This window comes from Kitasatospora sp. NPDC057542, assembly GCF_042801945.1.
GTDB lineage: Bacteria > Actinomycetota > Actinomycetes > Streptomycetales > Streptomycetaceae > Kitasatospora.
Genome location: NZ_JBHVFE010000573.1, coordinates 1 through 5,082, shown reverse-complemented (window position 1 = coordinate 5,082; position 5,082 = coordinate 1). Strand labels below are relative to the sequence as shown.

At 72.6% G+C, this 5,082-nt stretch carries 3 protein-coding genes and 2 pseudogenes; 4 read left to right on the top strand and 1 reads right to left on the bottom strand.

All coding sequences use genetic code 11. The annotated features are described in order from the left end of the window. Positions 1 to 40 precede the first annotated feature (40 nt). The 4 genes and pseudogenes from ACFU7Y_RS39860 to ACFU7Y_RS39845 all read left to right on the top strand — a co-directional run. Positions 41 to 781 carry a GPR1/FUN34/YaaH family transporter gene (locus ACFU7Y_RS39860; protein ID WP_380771289.1) on the top strand — a complete coding sequence of 247 codons (741 nt, stop codon included), beginning with the start codon at positions 41 to 43 and terminating at the stop codon, positions 779 to 781. Between the two features lie 292 nt (positions 782 to 1,073). Then, positions 1,074 to 2,333: an MFS transporter gene (locus ACFU7Y_RS39855; RefSeq protein WP_380771288.1), complete on the top strand. Its 1,260-nt coding sequence runs from the start codon at positions 1,074 to 1,076 to the stop codon at positions 2,331 to 2,333. A 191-nt stretch (positions 2,334 to 2,524) separates the two neighbouring features. Then, positions 2,525 to 3,916 carry a carotenoid oxygenase family protein gene (locus ACFU7Y_RS39850; protein WP_224278090.1) on the top strand — a complete coding sequence of 464 codons (1,392 nt, stop codon included), beginning with the start codon at positions 2,525 to 2,527 and terminating at the stop codon, positions 3,914 to 3,916. 42 nt (positions 3,917 to 3,958) lie between these two features. Continuing rightward, a pseudogene (locus ACFU7Y_RS39845) lies at positions 3,959 to 4,289 on the top strand (aldehyde dehydrogenase family protein); the annotation flags it as partial. Positions 4,290 to 4,445: 156 nt separating this feature from the next. On the opposite strand, the pseudogene ACFU7Y_RS39840 reads toward ACFU7Y_RS39845, so the two are convergent. Beyond that, positions 4,446 to 4,898, bottom strand: a pseudogene (locus ACFU7Y_RS39840) (MFS transporter); the annotation flags it as partial. Positions 4,899 to 5,082 lie beyond the last annotated feature (184 nt).

Sequence of the window (5,082 nt, the reverse complement as noted above, 5' to 3'; positions counted from 1 at the left end):
GTGCTCTTCCACTTCGAACGTTGAAGGAGAGATTCGCACGATGACCACAGCCTCCCCGGCCGCCGCCGGCGGCGACGGACCGCCCGCCGGTGGGACGGACGCTTCCGAGGAACGCCGTTTCGAACCGGACCTCCGGTCGATCACCAGGATCAACCTGCGTCCCATGGCCTCGCCCATGCCGCTGGGCTTCTTCACGGTGGCGATCGCCTCCGTGATGACGGGATGCCTGCAGCTCGGGCTCCTCGGCACCGAGGCCCGCGGCGCCGTCGCCCTGTGCGTGCTGCCCGCCTTCGTCCTGCAGTTCCTGGTGAGCATCCTGTGCTTCGGCGCCCGTGACGTGATCGCGGCGACACTCATGGGCGTGTTCGCCGGCAGCTGGCTGGCCTACTCGCTGGTCATGTTCAGCGGCGCCGCCGACGGCCTCCGGGCGCTGGGTGTGTTCAACCTGGCGTTCCTGTGTTTCGGGGCGTTGATGACCGCCGTGACCCGGCCCAAGCGCGCGCTGTGGCTCGTGCTGGTGGTCTCGCTGCCCCGCTGGGCGGCCACCGGCCTGTCCGGCCTCACGGGCGCCGAGTGGCTCACGCGCACGTCCGGGGCCCTCGGCCTCCTGGTGGCGTGCGTCGCGATGTACACGGCGTTCGCCCTGCTGCTGGAGGACATGCGCAGCGAGGAGGTCCTGCCCATCGGCCGCAGCGGACCCGCCCGGGCCGCCGTGAACGGTGACCTGGCCGTCCAGCTGCGCAACCTGGAGCGCCAGGCGGGCGTGCGGCGCACGCTCTGAACGCCTGCTCCCGCATCCCCGCGCGCACCGAGCAGCTGTTCCGTGTCCCGATCCGTCCGCTCCCCGGACCATCGACCCGAGGCGGAGCGCTACGGCCACCGACGTGCCGTGGGGCCGGTCGATCCGACAGTGCGTCGGGTCGGCCGGCCGTCGGCGGGCGCTGCACGAGCGGCTTCACGGTGAATCGCCGCGGGGTGCGTCTGCGCCGCTACGGCCTTCAGACCGCGCGAAACCCTTGGTGGGGGCCGGTGTTAACCTGATCGACATGATCAGGAGGGGGTCGAGGCAACAGGTGTCCAGCACGCCGGTTTCCGGTCCGCAGCGAGCTCTGATCATCGCCAATTTCGTCAGCAGGGTCGGCAACGGTCTCTTCAACACCGCTGCCATCCTCTACTTCACGTTGGTGGTGCACCTGCCCGCCACACAGGTAGGAGCGGGTCTGACGATCGCCGGCCTCAGTGGCTTGGCGGCCGGCATACCGGCGGGCAATCTGGCCGACCGGTACGGGCCGCGCATGATCTGGCTGACCACCCTCGCCCTGCAGGCCGCCACCATGGCGGCTTTCGTCTTCATCGACAGTTGGCTCGCGTTCACGCTCGTCGCCACCCTGGACCGGCTGGCTGCCACGGCGAGCGGCGCCGCGGGCGGTGCGCTCGTCGCCAGAGTCGGCGGTGAACGCCCTGCCGCCTTCCGGGCCAGACTCCGCACGTTCGTCAATCTCGGCGTCGTCGTGGGCACCCTCGGCGCGGCCTTCGCCATCCAGATCAACACTCGCCCTGCCTACACCGGGCTGATCCTCGCCAACGCCGCCAGCTTCGCCTGCGCCGGACTGATCGTGTTCATGGGCGTCCCGAACTACCGGCCCCTGCCTCGGCCGAAGGAGCACCGACAGTGGTCCGTCCTGGCAGACCGGCCGTACGTGTCCTTCGTCGCGCTCTACAGCGCCATGGGCCTGCAGTACCAGACCGTCTCCCTGCTGTTGCCGGTCTGGCTCACCGCCCACACCGACGCACCGCGCTGGACCGTGGCAGCGGTCTACGCGATCAACAGCGGCGTCTGCGTGCTGCTGCAGAGCAAGCTCGGCTCCAAGGTGGAAACCCCACGACAGGGCGGCCGCGCATTTCGCCTCGCCGGGCTCCTGTTCCTCGTCAGCTGCCCGTTGATGGCGCTGACGGCCGACGTTCCCGCCTGGGTCGCACCGGCGCTCGCCGTCCTCGCCGTGTGCGTCCACAGCGTCGGAGAGGTGTGGGAGTCCTCGGGCGGCTTCGCGCTCGGCTTCGGTCTCGCACCCGACCATGCCCAAGGGCAGTATCAGGGCCTCCTCGGTATCGGCTTCGACGCAGGCCAGGCCCTCGCCCCCGTGATCCTGACCGGGGCAGTCCTCGCGCTCGGACACACGGGCTGGCTACTCCTCGGCGCATTCTTCGCATGCCTGGGCGCCGCAGGACCTCCGGTGGCCGCATGGGCCGAGCGAACCCGATCCGGGAAACCGGGTGCGGAAGCCTCCGCGCGAGGTCGGCAAAGTGAATCCCCGCTGGTGGAGGCCGACTAGCGGCGCTGGACGCTCGCCACCGTCGACGAGCGCCCAGCCGTCCGGCGCCGCGCCGCTGACCACCGCCCGGGGACCGCTGACAGGCGGTTCGACGAGGCCCGGCCGTCACCCGGTGGGTGGGCGGGTCGTTGAGCCGGGCGCGCCGTCCCGCGTGGGCGGCGGCAGTCGGAAGCGGCCTGGAGGAGTCTGCGGTGTCCACCGTCACCAACCCGTTCACCGGTGCCTACACCCCGGTGGCGGAGGAAGTCACCGCCTTCGACCTGCCGGTCACCGGCACGATCCCGGCGGAGCTGAACGGCCGGTACCTGCGCAACGGCCCGAACGGGATGCGGGCGGAGGACCCCCGGCCGCGGCACCTGTTCGCCGGGTACGCCATGGTGCACGGGGTGCGGCTGCTCGACGGGCGGGCCCGGTGGTACCGCAACCGGCTGGTCCGCAGCGCCGCCGTGGCCGAGGCCCTGGGGGAGCGGCCGCGCCCCGGCGCCGCGCCGAGGATCGTCGACGTCGCGCCCAACACGCACGTGATCGGCCACGCCGACCGCACCTTCGCGCTGGTCGAAGGCGGCTTCCGCCCGTACGAACTCTCCTACGAGATCGAGACGGTGGGCGCCAGCGACTTCTGCGGGACGCTGCCCGACGGGTTCGCCGCCCACCCCAAGCTCGACCCGGGCACCGGCGAGCTGCACGCGATCACCTGGCAGCGGGACAGCGAGAACCTGCGCCACCTGGTGGTCTCCCCGCAGGGCGCCGTCGTCCGGGCCGTGGACATCCCCGTCCCGCACCGGCCGGTGGTGCACGACATGGCGCTGACCCGGAACTTCGCCGTCGTCCTGGACCTCTCGGGGCGCGTCGGCATGGCCGACAACCTCGCGCGCAAGACGTACCCGGCGGTCTGGGACGAGACCCGCGGCGCGCGGATCGGGCTGCTGCCCCGCAACGGTACGGAGGTCGGCTGGTACGAGGTCGAGCCCTGCTTCGTCTACCACACGCTCAACGCCCACGAGGACGGCGACCGGGTCGTCGTCGACGTGGTCCGCTACCCGAGGATGTTCGCCGGCGGTGCGGTGGACGGGCAGAGCAGCCCCACCCTGGACCGCTGGATCGTCGACACCGTCTCCGGCAAGGTCACCGAGACCCGTCTGGACGACCGCCCGCAGGAGTTCCCGGCGGTCAGCCCGGCGGTGGTCGGCGGCGCCCACCGCTACGGGTACTCCACCGTGGCCACCGCCCTGCTGCGCCACTTCGCCGCGACGCAGGCCCTGGAGGCCCTGACCCCGGAGGCAGCCGGAGACGCGCTGATCAAGCACGACCTGAGCCGGCAGTCCAGCACCGTGCGGGAGTTCGGCGCCGGCCGCTACACCGGCGAGGTCTCCTTCGTCCCGAGGCAGGGCGCCCGCAGCGAGGACGACGGCTACCTGCTGGCCTACGTCCACGACCCCGAGCGGGGCGCGAGCGACCTGGTCGTCCTCTCCGCCGAGGACTTCACCGGCGACCCGATCGCCACCGTCCACCTGCCGGTGCGGGTGCCGGCCGGCTTCCACGGCAGCTGGATCCCCGACCCCGTCCGAGAGGACTCCGAGTGAACACCCCGCCCTTGATCACGCCGGCCGACGCCGTCGCCGTCCGTCAACGCCGGGCAGACCTGCGTCGCCCCCGACTACCTGCTGACCGACCCGGCCACGGCCCGTGGGCTGGAAGGCGTCCTGGACCGGGCCGTCACCGAGCTGTACGGCCCCGGCGCGGTCGCAGGCGTACGGACGCATCGTCAACGAACGCCACTTCGACCGGGTCGTCGCGCTCCTCGACCCGGGGCGTACGGTCTTCGGCGGACGGCACGACCGCGCGGACCGCTACGTCGCGCCCACCCTGCTGGCCGAGGTGAAGCCCGATGTCCCGGTCATGCGGGAGGAGGTCTTCGGCCCCGTCCTGCCCATCGTCGAGGTCGCCGGCCTGGACGTGCCCCTGGGCCGAGCGGCCGAGACGGTACTGACCTGTCGTCACGTCGGTGTCGGCGGTGGCTGTTGCGCGGCGCCGGCCGTCCCGACCGGCTGCGGTTCCGGCGGGCTTCGACGGCGGTCGGTGCCTTCCCGCGGTTCGCGCCGCGGCGGCCACGAGGGCGAGCGCGATGGTCGCGAGTCCCGAAGCGGCCAGCACCCGTTGAGGCCCCAGCGCGGCGGTGAGGGGGCCACCGAGTGCGGTGCCCACGGGGGCGGCGGTGAGCAGGGCGGCGCTTCGGGCGGCCAGGACCGCGGTCAGCCAGGCCGCCGGGGTGCGGTCCTGGAACAGGGTGAAGGACAGTGCGGTGAAGGGTCCGTAGACCACACCGCCCAGGGCGAAGCAGACGAGGGAGACGGAGGCGGGCACCCCCAGGCCGAACGGCAGGAGGGCCAGGCCCCAGCCGGCGATGATGCCCAGGGTGACGGGCCAGAGCGGGAGCCTGCGCAGGGTGCCCGCGGCCAGGGCCCCCAGAACCGCACCGATGCCGAAGACCGTCCAGTACAGCCCGAGGAGGCCGGCACCGGCGTGCAGGTCCTCGGTGACATGCAGCGGGAGGGCGACCTCCAACGGCCCGTAGAGGAGGTTGAAGGCCCAGGTCAGGGCGAGGATCCCGAGCAGCTCGGGCCGGCGGCGCAACAGTGGGAGGCCGGCCGGCGGCCGGCCGGTGTCGGTCGGCGCGCCGGTGGCCGGCGCCTCGACCGGGTCGCCCAGCCGCCCGACCTGGACAGCGAGGACGGCGAAGGACAGCGCC

What these genes read in the sequence shown, in the direction of transcription:
- ACFU7Y_RS39860 (WP_380771289.1), top strand. Translation starts at nt 41, where the DNA reads ATGACCACAGCCTCCCCGGCCGCCGCCGGCGGCGACGGACCGCCCGCC.